12 protein-coding genes are annotated in these 13218 nt (G+C 55.5%); 5 read left to right on the top strand and 7 right to left on the bottom strand.

Annotation, left to right across the window (positions count from 1 at the left end; genetic code table 11):
* Positions 1-221: 221 nt before the first annotated feature.
* Entirely contained in the window at positions 222-1631 is a 1410-nt protein-coding gene (locus KW808_RS03815) for an NAD(P)H-quinone dehydrogenase (protein WP_003858285.1), read from the bottom strand.
* Between the two features lie 139 nt (positions 1632-1770).
* The gene (locus KW808_RS03810) at positions 1771-2955 is read right to left on the bottom strand and encodes a M20 family metallopeptidase (RefSeq protein WP_003863633.1); all 1185 of its coding nucleotides are present in this window, start codon (positions 2953-2955) and stop codon (positions 1771-1773) included.
* Between the two features lie 107 nt (positions 2956-3062).
* On the opposite strand from KW808_RS03810, the gene KW808_RS03805 reads away from it, so the two are divergent.
* Complete coding sequence (locus KW808_RS03805) at positions 3063-4655, top strand: phospho-sugar mutase (protein ID WP_003863634.1); 1593 nt, start codon at positions 3063-3065, stop codon at positions 4653-4655.
* Here the strand turns inward: KW808_RS03805 and KW808_RS03800 are convergent.
* Entirely contained in the window at positions 4652-5026 is a 375-nt protein-coding gene (locus KW808_RS03800; RefSeq protein ID WP_003863635.1) for a helix-turn-helix domain-containing protein, read from the bottom strand. The two genes, KW808_RS03805 and KW808_RS03800, sit on opposite strands and share 4 nt — an antisense overlap.
* A gap of 93 nt (positions 5027-5119) precedes the next feature.
* On the bottom strand, positions 5120-5755 hold the full coding sequence (gene upp / locus KW808_RS03795) for a uracil phosphoribosyltransferase (RefSeq protein ID WP_003863636.1): 636 nt from the start codon (positions 5753-5755) through the stop codon (positions 5120-5122).
* A 110-nt stretch (positions 5756-5865) separates the two neighbouring features.
* Between upp and KW808_RS03790 the strand changes: the two genes are divergently transcribed.
* The 4 genes from KW808_RS03790 to KW808_RS03775 all read left to right on the top strand — a co-directional run bounded on the left by KW808_RS03790 (position 5866) and on the right by KW808_RS03775 (position 9962).
* Positions 5866-6117 (top strand): hypothetical protein, encoded by a 252-nt coding sequence (locus tag KW808_RS03790; protein ID WP_003858290.1) that lies wholly within the window; start codon positions 5866-5868, stop codon positions 6115-6117.
* Entirely contained in the window at positions 6114-6974 is an 861-nt protein-coding gene (locus KW808_RS03785; RefSeq protein WP_003863637.1) for a C40 family peptidase, read from the top strand. The genes KW808_RS03790 and KW808_RS03785 overlap by 4 nt, the downstream gene beginning before the upstream one ends.
* 66 nt (positions 6975-7040) lie before the next feature.
* Positions 7041-8270 (top strand): SatS C-terminal domain-containing protein, encoded by a 1230-nt coding sequence (locus tag KW808_RS03780; protein WP_003863638.1) that lies wholly within the window; start codon positions 7041-7043, stop codon positions 8268-8270.
* 468 nt (positions 8271-8738) lie between these two features.
* On the top strand, positions 8739-9962 hold the full coding sequence (locus KW808_RS03775; protein ID WP_499653029.1) for a D-alanyl-D-alanine carboxypeptidase family protein: 1224 nt from the start codon (positions 8739-8741) through the stop codon (positions 9960-9962).
* Here the strand turns inward: KW808_RS03775 and KW808_RS03770 are convergent.
* From KW808_RS03770 to trpS, 3 genes are all read right to left on the bottom strand, one after another.
* A complete protein-coding gene (locus tag KW808_RS03770) occupies positions 9959-10864 on the bottom strand; it encodes an RDD family protein (protein WP_003863640.1) in 906 nt (301 codons plus the stop codon). The genes KW808_RS03775 and KW808_RS03770 overlap by 4 nt on opposite strands.
* A gap of 58 nt (positions 10865-10922) precedes the next feature.
* Positions 10923-12008 carry a YhjD/YihY/BrkB family envelope integrity protein gene (locus tag KW808_RS03765; RefSeq protein WP_003858295.1) on the bottom strand — a complete coding sequence of 362 codons (1086 nt, stop codon included), beginning with the start codon at positions 12006-12008 and terminating at the stop codon, positions 10923-10925.
* 108 nt (positions 12009-12116) lie between these two features.
* Complete coding sequence (trpS, locus tag KW808_RS03760) at positions 12117-13154, bottom strand: tryptophan--tRNA ligase (protein WP_003863641.1); 1038 nt, start codon at positions 13152-13154, stop codon at positions 12117-12119.
* Positions 13155-13218 lie beyond the last annotated feature (64 nt).

Below are 13218 nucleotides of genomic sequence, written 5' to 3'. Positions count from 1 at the left end.
CCCCCAGGATCTAACCCCGCCCCAGTTTTTCACCTTGCAAAGGTTGCCACATTTGGCCAAGTTTAACGCATTTAAACGCTTCCACCTGCAGACATCTTACCTCTTAAAATATTTCTAAACTTTGCAAACTTTGCACTTTTCCCCAAAACTGCTTAACAAAGTGAAAACCCAGGAGTGCACAAAGCAATCCTGGGTTTTCTCAAAATCTAAGACTCGGAAAATTAGCCTAGATCATCATGTTGAACCAGCTGACGTGCTGCTTCAGTAATCGAACCTGACAATGATGGGTACACCGCGAAGGTATCAGCCAGATCAGCAACTGTCAGACGGTTGGTCACTGCCACAGCGATCGGTAGGATCAGCTCAGACGCGGTCGGTGCCACCACGACACCACCGATGATCAGGCCAGAGTTACGGCGGCAGAACAGCTTCACAAAACCGTGGCGCAGGGAACGCATCTTGGCGCGTGGGTTAGTAGCCAAAGGAAGCACAATCACACGAGCAGACACTTCGCCGGAATCAACCTGTGCATGGGTGATACCTACTGCTGCGATCTCTGGGCGGGTAAACACTGCGGTGGCAACAGTCTTCAAACGGATGGGGCTCACGCCTTCACCGAGTGCGTGATACATGGCGATACGGCCCTGCATCGCTGCAACGGACGCCAGTGGGAATAGGTCAGTACAGTCACCTGCTGCGTACACACCGGGGATGTTGGTGCGGGAGACGCGGTCAACCTTGATATGGCCGGATGGTGCCAGCTCAACACCGATGTTCTCCATGCCAAGATCTGCAGTGTTTGGAATGGAACCAACAGTCATCAACGCGTGAGAACCGTAGATTTCTCGTCCGTCAGCAGTGCGAACACACACGCCACCGTCTTCGGTGCGGGTGACAGACTCCACGCGGGCATGCTTTTCCAGGGATACTCCGCGCTCAGCCAGAACGGTTTCCAGCACGTCTGCGGCATCTGCGTCATCGTGAGGCAAAATGCGGTCACGGGATGCCACCATGGTGACTTTGACGCCGAGTTCAGCAAACGCAGAGACAAATTCCGCACCGGTCACACCGGAACCAACCACGATAAGGTGGGTGGGGAGTTCTTCAATGTCATAGACCTGACGCCAGGTCAAGATGCGCTCGCCGTCTGGCTCTGCACCTTTAAGAATGCGGGGAGTTGCACCAGTTGCAACCAGCACCAGATCGCACTCAATGGTTTCTTCGGAGCCATCGCTGTGGGTGACTTTAATGTAGTGGGTGGTTTGCTTGGTGTTGTAATCATCAAAGCGGCCCACACCGTTAATCATGCGGACATCTGAGCGCTGCAGCTGGCCCAAGATATCTTCGGACTGTGCTTTCGCAAGGTCCTTCACACGGATGTTCAGTGCATCGATTTCTAGGTGTGCTTTTCCAAGCCCACGGTTAAGTCCCATGTCATCAGCACGTCGGAGGTCGGTTTTGATACCGGTACCAGCGATGAAGGACTTTGAAGGTACACAGTCCATGGTGACTGCGGATCCGCCAACTCCGACATCTTCAATAACGGTAACTTCTGCACCGTATTTAGCGCCTGCGAGTGCGGCTTCATAGCCTGCAGGTCCACCGCCGATAATTACGATCCTCTTTGCCATTAAGGCACCTCCACACGTGTGAGCTGGGTGAATGCATTGTTGAAACCACTGGTAAGCGGTTCCAAGTCTAAATGATTACTGCTGAATTATCCTGGGTGACGTGTCAGCAATTTAGAGCCAGCCCTACACACTACCCCCATTAGGAATTTAAGAAAGCTTCAGATCGGCTACTGTACTGCTGCACAAGGGAGCCAAAGAGCCTGACGCCAACTCCGATGGCTCGCTCATCCACAACCAGGTCACTTTGATGGAGGTCTTGCTTGGGTCCGTGCCCCGGCCAGCAACCCAACCGGGCCATTGATCCTGGGACGTGTTCAAGGTACCACGAGAAGTCTTCTCCACCGGATGACTGCGGCGCTTGGACAACAGATTGTGTGTCCATGTCGCGTGCTGCGCTTGCCAACAAAGCGGTGGCGACATCGTCGTTAAGCACTGGTGGAACACCCGGATTGTAGATCAGTTCATGGGTGACTCCGGTGGGTGCGAGCACCTGTTCCACCAGCTCAGAGACAAGCGGACGCATGTCACGCCAGGTAGAGATGTCGGCTGTACGCAAGGTGCCTGACACGATGCCGGAATCTGGGATCGCGTTGGGCGCATAGCCGGCGTTGATGGTGCCGAAAACGAGCACGGTGCCGGTGCGTGGATCGACGCGCCTGGACAGCAAACCGGGAAGATCAACGACCAATTTGCTCAAGGCGTAAACAACATCAGCGGAGAGGTGTGGACGTGCGCTATGTCCTCCTTCACCCTTGACCCTGATTTCGATCACATCTGAGGCAGAAGTAATCGCGCCAGCGCGTACACCGACGCGACCGACCTTCAATTTGGGTTCAACGTGGATGGCGTAAATCGCATCCACACCATCAAGGCCACCGTGGGCAATGACGTCCGTTGCGCCACCAGTCATGACTTCTTCTGCCGGCTGGAAAATCACCCGAATGCCGATGGGCAGTTCGATGGTGTTCAGTGCACAGGCAAGTGCCAAAGCGATCACCGTGTGCACGTCATGTCCGCAGGCATGCGCAACGCCAGTGGCTGTGGAAGAGAACTCTAAGCCGGTTGATTCAAGCAGCGGAAGGGCATCGATATCAGCGCGAAACGCCAGGCGGGAGTCCCCTTCTGGTCCGATATCCACCATCAAACCGGTTCCTGGGAACAGGTGTGGTTCCATGCCGTGATCTTTCAGAACCGAGGCCAAATACTCAGTCGTGCGGTATTCCATGTGGGAGAGCTCAGGATGGCTGTGCAAATGCCTGCGCCACTTTATGACCTCGTCATGGTGGCGGTCCATCCATGAGGCAACCTGCACACCAATTTCCATCACGTGAAATACCTTTCTGTTTTGTCCGCAGGCGTATCAGGAAAACCTGCAGCGCGGTAGAGTCGAGTCTAATAGTGATCCCACGAAAACAAAGGATCGGGGTGTTCATGGACGAGTCTCGTCAGCTTAGTTTCGGCACAGCAGGGTTGCGTGCACCAGTTGGCCCGGCGCGCCATCAGATGAATGTTTTGCAGGTAACCAGAACTACAGCAGGTGTTGCTAGTTGGTTGGCAGAACGTGCGGCACTAAATCCAGTGCCGCATTTGGTTCCTGAGGATGAAACAGGAATCGGCAGGGCGTTGTATCCCCAAGATGGTCCGTTGCGGGTCGTTGTGGGGTATGACGCTCGCTATGGTTCGCATACTTTTGCTGCAACCACTGCGGAGGTGTTCGCGGGTGCTGGTTTTGAGGTGACGTTGCTCCCCACGCCTAGCCCTACGCCGTTGATTCCGTGGTTGGTGAACAAGCATGGGTTGGATGCGGGCGTTCAGATCACGGCTTCGCATAATGGTGCGGCGGACAATGGCTACAAGGTGTTTTTGTCTAATGGTCGCCAGCTTTATTCTGAATTGGAGCCTGAGCTTGAGGCGCATATCAATGCTGTGGAAGATCCGATTCGGGTTCCTCGGGTGACGGTGCGCCCCACTGCTGATCAGCTGCGTCGATATGTTGATGAGATGGTGTCGTTGGTGACTCCTGATCAGGCTGATTTGTTGCGGGTGAATTCTGAGCGGGGCAATCTTCGCGTGGTGTATACCGCTCTGCATGGTGTGGGTGGCCGCGCGATGGCCAATGCTTTCCAATTTGCTGGTTTTCCCCATACTCATGGCGTGAAGGCTCAGCAGTATCCTGACCCCACCTTCCCCACTGTGGCGTTCCCCAATCCGGAAGAGCCTTCTGCGATTGAGTTGTTGTTGGAACGCGCAAAGGAAAAGAACGCTGACATTTTGTTTGCGCTTGATCCTGATGCCGATCGTTGTGCTGTGGGTATTCGTACCGCTGATGGCGGCCACCGAATGCTCTCTGGCGATGAGGTGGGCACACTTTTGGCTACTCGTTTGGTTCCGGAGTATTCCGGTGAAGGCCCACGTCCCGTGGTTGCCACCACGGTGGTGTCTTCGCAGCTTCTGGGTATCATCGCCGAGGATAAAGGGTGGGATTTTTCCGAGACACTGACGGGATTCAAAAATCTGTCGAGGGCTGCCGATGGTCTCGACGGACCGCTTGCTTTCGCTTATGAGGAAGCTGTGGGCACCTGCCCGGTTCCAGATGTCGTGCCGGATAAGGACGGCATCTCTACAGCGTTGTTCATGGCGTCGTGGGCTGCCGAACTGAAGGCTCAGGGCGCAAGCCTGCAGCAAAAACTCAATGAGTTGTATCGCCGATATGGGTATTTTGCGTCCTCTCAAATTGCTGTGCGCACGAGCAGTCCACGCGAGTTAGTTGATCACTGGATTGCGCATCCTCAGCAAGAACTCATTGGAGTGTCTGTTACCCCACATATTCTTCCTGAAAAACAGGGCATTGCTTTGCATGGCCAGGTGGGGCATGTGCATATCCGCGCTATTGGTCGAGTCTCTGGCACTGAAGCAAAAGCCAAGCTCTATTTGGAAGTTGGTCAGGCCAGCTCCCATGATGAGGCGGCTCAGTTGCTTCATCAGTTAGAGGATGAAGTCCAAAGCTGGTTGAGCAAACTTTAGTTTCCTGGCTGCTCGCGGTTGCGGGTGAGCCGGAGGTCTGCGTCGAAAAGCAATGGATCTTTTTCTGAAGGCCACCGCACGTCAATGGCGGCGGTTTCGTCGACGCAGATTTTTGCTACGGGCACGGAGCCGGCGGGCATGAGCGCGATGGGCGGCACGTCGAGGGCTTGGGCCAACCTGTAGATGTTGGACAGCTGCGGATCGACGGCGTTGCCCTTGTTGTTTTCGTTGCGCTCGTAATTAGAAATGGTGTTTCGGGACACTCCGGAGAGATCTGCGAGCTCTTCTTGGCTGAAGCCACGGAGGGTTCGAAGTTTTTTCAGTCGGCTCGCGAAAGCGTGGCCATAGCTTGACCACCGCTTTTCCGACATTTCCTTTGACACATAGACAACATTGCCGATGCGTAAGAATACTCACCGCCCACTACAGTGGGCAAGAATTTTCCGTAATGCCCTTAGAAACTTTTAAAGGTCGATGTTTCGCGGACCGTAGAGACGATCACCGGCATCTCCAAGACCAGGCACGATGTAGGCGTTTTCGTCTAGACCTGGGTCGATGGTGGCGGTAACCAAACGAACTGGAAGACCAGATTCCGCCAATGCGTCCACACCTGGCTGCGCAGAAACCATGCAGATGGCGGTGATGTCGGTGGCGCCACGATCAGCAAGAAGGCGGATCGCGTGCAGGAGGGAACCGCCGGTGGCCAGCATGGGATCGACAAGGAATACAGGCTGGTTGCTTAGATCCTGTGGCAGCGCCTCAAGGTATGGGACTGGCTCATGGGTTTCCTCATCGCGGGCAAGGCCAATGAAGCCGACCTGTGCGTCCGGAATCATCGACAGCGCTGGGTCGATCATGCCGAGACCTGCACGGATGATGGGAACGATGATGGGTGGCTGCTTCAGGCGAGTACCTTCAGCCATGGCAACGGGGGTTTTGATGTCGAAGTGTTCGACTTCCAGATCTCGGGATGCTTCGTAGATCAGCATGGCGCCGAGGTCGTTGGCTGCTGCACGGAAAGCTGCGTTGTCGCTGCGCTCGTCGCGCAACAGGGTTAGGCGGCTAGCAACGAGTGGGTGGTTGACGATGGTGATGTCCATAGCTTCACATGTTAAATCATTGCCGCCCAGAAGAAGACCGCGCGGGCGAATTTGGGCTTGGAGGGAACCAAACGGCCACTTTTCCAGTCCAACAAAGTATGAGGATTAATTTGCCCCACGCCAAAGAGCTCGCCCACGAGCTGTGTTTGTTGCCCACCCCTGCTGTGCCCGCGCTTCCCACTGATTCTGGCGCGCAGTTTGATATCCACCAGGCACTGTCCGCCTCTCTTGCCACCTATGCCCGCAACCTCACCTTGCTGTCCCACACCGCCGAGAATTTAGGAAACCGCGCTCTGACCGGCCTCGCTGAAATCGAAGACACCGACGACCAACTCGCACACGCATTGGAGCGCCTGACATGATCGGCCTGATCAGCGCCCTTAGCCGACTAGCCACACACGAACCAGCACAACTTCCGCAACTGGCCATCCCGCAGGCGCCTGACATTTCAGCCGCCATCGCGCTCGGGCGCGAGCTCAGCGCCAACCCCACCACCCTTTTATCGCTTTTCGACGCCACGTCACAACAACACCACCTCCTTGTCACCTCCCTCATCCAGGCCGCACCCCTCATTGACGCAGCCCGCCACGACATCGCCACCACCGCGCAGCACTACCTCAACCAGGCAGCGGGATTAGTCATGCGCAGTTTCTCCATGAATCCGGCGGAATCTTTCGCAGCGCGCACCGAATTAATTTCACTTCCTGGACTGATGATTGCCGAAGCCAGTCAACGGCTAGAAGAGATGTCCCGACAGGTGCAACCAATCGTCGAAAAGCTAGTGCAGATTCAGGACCTCACACCTGAGCCCACCGCCGAACCCGTCGCGGAAACTACGCCGGTCTATATGGCGGCGCAGGCGCCAAGCAATGACAACGAGGTGGGCAAACAAGCAGTAGCCGCGGCGAAAGAAGCCCTCGGCACACCCTATTTATGGGGCGGGACCAGCACTTCCGGCTTCGACTGCAGCGGTTTAACACAGTGGGCTTGGCGTCGCGCCGGGGTGGAAATTCCGCGCATCGCGGACCAGCAAGCAGTCGGCCGGCAAGTCACCTACGACGAACTTCAAGAAGGCGATCTACTGATTTGGGACGGCCACGTAGCCATGTACGCCGGCGGTGGGCAAATCATCGAAGCCGGCGACCCCGTGCAGCTCAATCCCATCCGAACCTCCAACATCGGGATGGCTTTTCACGGCTACTTCCGACCCACAGGCTAAGAAAATCCTTAAAGGCCCTACCTCATACGTGACGAAGAAAACCACTACCGGCTAGGATTTATCAGCATGGCTGAAAAAGGAATCGTTCCCGTTAAACTCTCCCTCACAGAAGGTGACTTCTATACCCTGTGGGCACCAAACTGGCGCGAAGGCGGCAATGAATGGCAAGCGTTTCTCGGTGCGAACGATGACCTTTATGTATTCAACTCCCCGGAAGAGCTCCTTGTCTTCTTAGAATCCGACGACAAGCATGATCTGACCTCCCACCCAGAGTGGAAGAAATTCAACTCCGGCGACGCAGCCCGCGTTGTCCCAGACGCCAACGCAGAGCTCGACATCATCGGCGCACCAGCACTTCTTGCCGATCGCCCCTCCTACGCAAACGTCAAAACCCTCTCCCGCATCTTCGCTGTCATGCGCAGCCTCGGCCACGTCACCGCTGCCTCCCCAGTCACCGTGTTCTTCTCCTCCCACTCCGTGCTCAGCAACGTTGATCGCGGATCCGAGCACTACTCCGGACCCAACGGCCTGGGCGAATGGACCTCCGTTGGTCGCGCAGTAGCCACCAACTGGAACGGAGTTGTCGACGCACTCGACGAAGCCATCACCGTCAAGGAAGTAAACAGCCTCTTCACCGAAGACGCCGCAACCCGCATTCAAGAAGCACAAGCAGCTGTTCAGGCAGCTCGCGAGGCTGAAGAGCAAATCGCCAAGGAAGAAGCCGAAAAGGTCGACCCTTACGACAACTCCCCTTGGGCTACAGCAGGCATCGACCCCATCAAGGTCTCCATCGACGGACGCACCATCTACACCCTGCGCACCTACCTCGGAGGACAGCCAGTATTCCTCGGAAAATTCGGCGAAATCTTCACCTTCAACAGCCCAAAATCCCTCCTGCGCTGGCTCGTCGAACACGATGACCACGACCTCGCACGCGCCTCCACCTGGAGCGACCTCATGCTCGGCATCAACGCCGGTGAAACCGAACTCCTCGTCCACAGCGACAACGTCTACTCCTTCAACGGCCTGGTCAAAGACATCAACACCTCCGTCGACGCCGTAGACACCCAACAAATGGCCCGCGCCTACGAACTCATGGCAGACACCGCCGACTGGGCCGACGACGACTCCATGAATTCCTACTTCCTGGCCAACCCACGCATGCAGGACTACATCTCCTACATGCTCGGCGGCAGCGACACCTCCGGATATGTCCCTCACGCACCATTCAACGACCACTCTGAGAGCTGGCGCGAGCTGGAGGAGATGCTGATCAAGCGATTCAGCAAGTTCTAGGTCGCCTATTTGGGGTTCGTCCCCACCGCACCAAACAGGAGTGCCCACGGATCAGCTTTTCCCGGTCCGTGGGCACACCTGTGTGGTTTTGCGGCCTCAATACCGGTCACAGATGCCCAAAGTTTGGTTTCGAGGCTCTCGTGGGCACTCTTGTTTGGTCGCACTGGAAACCATCCTTTTTCTGTCCAGCATCGCCCAAAAACAGAGGCTCCAGATTCGCCTCTAAGGCCTTTTAACGCACTAAACCACACAAGCATTCATCTAGGAATCTCGACCTCTTAAATAGCCGCCCAGCCGGCCACGACATTACAGGCACACAGACACGCCTAAACACCACCGGTCCCTCGTCGAGCACGCAAGAAAAGGTAATATGTCCAACCCATGAGGAGATCACTTCGACACGGATTCACAGCACTTCTGACAACGTGAGCGCTACTTTTACCCACTGTTGCGGTAGCACAGGAACCGATCGACAACGTCCCCGAAGTGACAGCCGACAACGCAGAAACTCTCGAAGACATCATCGACGACGCGCTTACCCCCACCACCCGGTCGGAAGCTCCCAACACTGATCTGTGCCCCTACAAGGAATCTCCTTCCCCGGCGCGCAGCACATCAGAGGTAGTCGCGCCGGGTGCACAAACGCCCGCGCCGGTTCCGGTTCCATCTGTTCCCGCAGGTGGTGAGAAATTGGCGACATGCGGTGTGATCACTCCCAATGGCTTTGAGCTTCCTGAAGATTCTGATGAAACTATCACTGCGTCGGCGTGGATGGTGTTTGATATTGATTCCGGTGAGATCATCGCAGCAAAGGATCCCCACGGAAGGTATCGCCCCGCATCGATCATCAAGGTGTTACTCAGCTTGGTTGCCATCGATGAGCTGAACCCCACCACCGTGGTCACGGGCACGATGGAAGCCGCCAACATTGAGGGCTCCCGCGTGGGTGTCGGCGAGGGCGGCCAGTATACCGTTGATCAGCTGCTGCACAGTCTTCTTTTAGCCAGCGGTAACGATGCTGCGTATCTGTTGGCTCAGGAACTTGGTGGGGATCAAGCAACCCTGGAGAAAGTAAACGCGCTGGCCAAGGAGTTGGGCACTCAAGACACCTTCGTTGCCACTTATTCCGGTTTGGATGCGCCGGGAATGTCGACCTCCGCATACGACATGTCATTGATTTATCAGCATGCGTGGCAGAACCCGGTTTTCGAGTCGATTATCTCCACCGATCACATTGATTTCCCTGGTTGGGGCGATAATGAGGGTTTCCAAGTCTGGAACGATAACGCCTTGTTCATGAACGATCCTGAGGGCATCGGCGGCAAGACCGGCTACACCGACGACGCGAACCACACCTTTGTCGGCGGTCTCGATCGGGGTGGTCGCCGCCTCGCCGCCGTACTCTTGGATTCCACCGTCAGCGACATTCGTCCGTGGGAACAAGCACGATTGCTTATCGACGCCTCCCTCCCCATCACGCCGGGGTCCGGCGTGGGCCAGCTAGGCTCCGGCAGCGCGAACGATGTGGCACCGGCGACCCCAGAATTACCAGAACCCACCGACAACCTGACTTCAGGTGAGGGTGGGTCGCAGAACACGCTGCTTAAGCTCATGGTGCCCATCGGAATCATCGTGCTGTTGCTAATCGCCGCACTAGCGTGGACATTCAGATCTCCCAAGAAAAAGAACTAGGTGTTTTTCTTCACGACCTCTGCGTTGGCCAAGCGGTCGTGCATACCGCGCATCTGATTGCTTTCATTAATGGAAGAGCCATAAACGATGGCCATCACAAACGACACCACAGAACCGATACCGGTGAAGCTGATCAGTTTCCACCAGTTGCGCTTTGCTGCGGCACCAGCGGAAAGCTTGGAGTGAGTGTCCACATCACGGGTCTCGTAGCCCATTATCTTCTTCGCAGGGGTGGATCCCAGGAAGGATTCACTACCCACGATATAGACGATCAGCACCAAAATCATGATAACACTGGTGAGGAATTCAGATCCAAAGCCGAAAATACCGGAGACAATTCCACCAGCGATGCCGGCAAAAATACTGTCGAGGATCGCCATCCACAAACGCGTACCCGCAGTAGGCCTGTTAAAAACCTGATTGCTGTTGTACATCGGTGCAGGGGTGTTCGCGAAAGGTTGCGCATACATCGACGCTTGGGTTTGGTCCTGCATCGGATTGTAGCTCTGCTGCGTTTGGTAATCCATGGTCGGATTGCCATACGCATAGTTTTGTCCGCTATTCCACTGCTGTTGCGGTTCCGGCGACGGCTCCGGCTGAGGTGCCGCAAACGGCTGCGCAGTAGGGGTGGAAGGCAAGGTGCCGAAGTTTCCTAAATGCTGAATCTGCGCCCACGTGAGTGGAACTCCAGCTTCTAATTGAGCATCGTAGGTGGCGCGTTTTGCTGGGTCTGCAAGCACTGCGAAAGCTTGGACGGTTTGGGCACGTCGAGGATCGTCGTGGGCAATTCCCATTTGTTCTAAGCGAAGATCGCGGGCAGAAAGGGAAACACCTAAAGCTTCGGAGGATTCACTTCGATCAAGGTCAAATGCGGTGTATAGGTTCGGCAAGTTCGTGTTCATATCTCCACCATAAACAATGTGGCACCACCTGGGAATCAGGGAATGCCCTTAATAAAAACTATTTTTTACGCAACAGCGCAAAAGCACCCGCAGTCGCGGCACCCACGGCCACTCCAATGCCCACTTTTCGAGCAGATTGGGAGACTTCTTCACCTGGATCAATTTCATGGCGAACCCGAATGATCGCAGGCTCTGGTGCTGGAACAGTCGCAAGACGCAACGCTTCTTCACTGGTGGCAGCCCACGCAGAGCAATACATGAGGATGCGCCAGATCAAATACAGCACAACCATGATGCCGATGATCGGACCGAATGCTGCACCCGCGGGGTTACTCAATGCATTTGAAGCCAACAGCGATCCAACCTGCTTGACCACCTCAAAACCGATTGCGCCAAGCAGTGCTGCCTGAAGACCCGGTTTCATGGGAACTTTGGTACGTGGCAGGGAGAAAATCAGCCACATGAACACCAGGAAGTTAGCCAAGACACCAACAAGTGCTGCGACCACCCAGGTGATGTAGCTAATGCCCGGAATCTCCCCCAGTCCCACAAAGTCCAGCAGGTTTTTGGTTAGTCCGGAAGCACCGAGCGCCGTGATACCGAAGGCTACGCCCATGGCCAGCAGCAAGACGATCAGCGCGACCAAGTCGGTGAGCTTCTTTTGAATGAAGTTGCCTTCAGTTGGGTCAATGGCCCACATGCGGGAAACTCCAAAGCGCAGGTTCGCCATCCACCCCAGTCCAGACCACAGGGCAGTTACACCACCAATGCCCAACACAGCACCACGCTGCGCAATCGCGGAATCAATGATGCCGTTGACGGTGTTACCGATCTCGCCTTCTAAAGCATCGTTGATTCGATTTTGAATATCTGTGAGAACTTCAGGGTTTCCGGCAAGGATGACACCTGCAATACCGAAGACAAGCATGGCAATCGGGAAGATCGACAGCACGGAGAAATACGTAATACCCGCCGACAATTGGTTGCCACCTTTTGCGCCGAAACGTTCATTCATGCGCATGAGATGATCAAACCAGTCGTGCTTGTCCCGGAGTTTGTCCACCAGGCCGGGTTCATCCTTGTTGACGCGTTCGATGCCGTATTCGTCGGTATAACGGTCTTGTGGCGTTGTTCTAGTAGACATACGAAAATCCTCCGACCCTTAAAGAAGTATTAATAACTTCCAGGATAGAAAAATCCGGCCACAAACGCTTCCGAAGTAGCCGGATTGTAATAATCGAGGGTCTAGTTGTTAGCGACGAGGCGCCAAGAAACCAATCTTGTCGTACACATCAGCCAAGGTTTCGTTGGCAACTTCGGTGGCGCGCTCAGCACCGATAGCCAAGACTCGTTCGAGCTCGCCGCGGTCGTTCATGTACTCGTCGTACTTTGCCTTCAAAGGAGTGGTGAAAGCCTCAAGCGCGTCGGCGGTGTCACCCTTCAACGCACCGTAGCCAGCGCCCTGGTAGCCGTCGACAAGCGAATCGATGGAGGTACCCGTCAGCGCAGACTGGATGACCAGCAAGTTGGACACGCCAGGCTTGTTTTCTGGATCGTAGGCGATGACGCCGTCGTTGTCGGTGACTGCGGACTTGATGCGCTTGGTGGACACCTTTGGATCATCAAGCAGGTTGATGATGCCCTTCGGGTTGTCGCCGGACTTGGACATCTTGGCGGTGGGGTTCTGCAGATCGTAAATCTTGGATGCGCCCTGCGGGATGAATCCTTCTGGAACCTCGAAGGCGTTGCCGAAACGATTGTTGAAACGCTCCGCGAGGGTGCGGGTGAGCTCCAGGTGCTGGCGCTGATCTTCACCGACTGGGACAAGATGTGGGCGGTACAGCAAAATATCTGCTGCCATCAGCATCGGGTAGGTGAACAGACCAGCTGAGGTACGGTCGGCGCCACGCTTGGAGGACTTGTCCTTGAACTGGGTCATGCGGGATGCCTCGCCGAAACCGGTCAGGCAGGTCAGAACCCATGACAGTTCTGCATGTGCGGGAACATGCGACTGCACAAACAAGGTGGAGCGTTCTGGATCAATGCCCAGGGACAGCAGCTGTGCGGCGCCGGAAATGGTGCGGTTGCGCAGCTCTTCTGGTTCCTGATCGACGGTAATCGCGTGGAGATCTGGAATGAAGTAGAAGGCATCGTAGGAATCTTGCAGGTCAATCCACTGCTTGACTGCTCCCAAGTAATTGCCCAGGTGATAGGAATCGGCGGTGGGCTGAATTCCAGAAAGGACTCTGGAAGCGGTTTGTGCGGTGAGATCTTTATCCTGCGTCGTCATGCTGTATCAGTGTAGTCACCTTGAGCAGACCTTTTCCGGTGAGGCAACATTTACCAGTCGAGCG

The sequence above is a fragment of the [Brevibacterium] flavum genome (genome assembly GCF_019317305.1).
Classification (GTDB): Bacteria; Actinomycetota; Actinomycetes; order Mycobacteriales; family Mycobacteriaceae; genus Corynebacterium; species Corynebacterium glutamicum.
The sequence above is the reverse complement of the archived record's forward strand: the minus strand, read 5'-3'. Positions and strand labels throughout refer to the sequence as shown.

Bases quoted from the DNA above. Each gene is read 5' to 3' on its own strand.
- KW808_RS03815 (WP_003858285.1), bottom strand. From the start codon at position 1,631: ATGGCAAAGAGGATCGTAATTATCGGCGGTGGACCTGCAGGCTATGAA.
- KW808_RS03810 (WP_003863633.1), bottom strand. From the start codon at position 2,955: ATGGAAATTGGTGTGCAGGTTGCCTCATGGATGGACCGCCACCATGAC.
- KW808_RS03805 (WP_003863634.1), top strand. From the start codon at position 3,063: ATGGACGAGTCTCGTCAGCTTAGTTTCGGCACAGCAGGGTTGCGTGCA.
- KW808_RS03800 (WP_003863635.1), bottom strand. From the start codon at position 5,026: ATGTCGGAAAAGCGGTGGTCAAGCTATGGCCACGCTTTCGCGAGCCGA.
- upp (WP_003863636.1), bottom strand. From the start codon at position 5,755: ATGGACATCACCATCGTCAACCACCCACTCGTTGCTAGCCGCCTAACC.
- KW808_RS03785 (WP_003863637.1), top strand. From the start codon at position 6,114: ATGATCGGCCTGATCAGCGCCCTTAGCCGACTAGCCACACACGAACCA.
- KW808_RS03780 (WP_003863638.1), top strand. From the start codon at position 7,041: ATGGCTGAAAAAGGAATCGTTCCCGTTAAACTCTCCCTCACAGAAGGT.
- KW808_RS03770 (WP_003863640.1), bottom strand. From the start codon at position 10,864: ATGAACACGAACTTGCCGAACCTATACACCGCATTTGACCTTGATCGA.
- KW808_RS03765 (WP_003858295.1), bottom strand. From the start codon at position 12,008: ATGTCTACTAGAACAACGCCACAAGACCGTTATACCGACGAATACGGC.
- trpS (WP_003863641.1), bottom strand. From the start codon at position 13,154: ATGACGACGCAGGATAAAGATCTCACCGCACAAACCGCTTCCAGAGTC.